Origin of the sequence: Bacillus cereus group sp. BfR-BA-01523, from assembly GCF_022662615.1 — a bacterium.
In the GTDB taxonomy this organism is placed as follows: Bacteria; Bacillota; Bacilli; order Bacillales; family Bacillaceae_G; genus Bacillus_A; species Bacillus_A mycoides.
This window is the reverse complement of sequence record NZ_JAKUDX010000050.1, coordinates 1-224: the sequence shown is the minus strand read 5'-3', so window position 1 is coordinate 224 and position 224 is coordinate 1. Positions and strand designations below refer to the sequence as shown.

Here is a 224-nt window from a genome sequence, read left to right as displayed (position 1 = left end):
TTAACCACTACACCACGGGACCATTTGGTTGCGGGGACAGGATTTGAACCTGCGACCTTCGGGTTATGAGCCCGACGAGCTACCGTACTGCTCCACCCCGCGATGATATAAATAGCCTGGCAACGTCCTACTCTCACAGGGACAAGGTCCCAACTACCATCGGCGCTAGAGAGCTTAACTTCCGTGTTCGGTATGGGAACGGGTGTGACCTCTCTGCCATCATT

At 54.5% G+C, this 224-nt stretch carries 1 tRNA gene and 1 rRNA gene; both read right to left on the bottom strand.

Annotated elements, in window-relative coordinates:
• Window positions 1-25: 25 nt before the first annotated feature.
• Window positions 26-102: transfer RNA gene (locus tag MR066_RS27150), tRNA-Met, on the bottom strand.
• Between the two features lie 12 nt (window positions 103-114).
• Window positions 115-224 (bottom strand): 5S ribosomal RNA (rrf, locus tag MR066_RS27145); the annotation flags it as partial.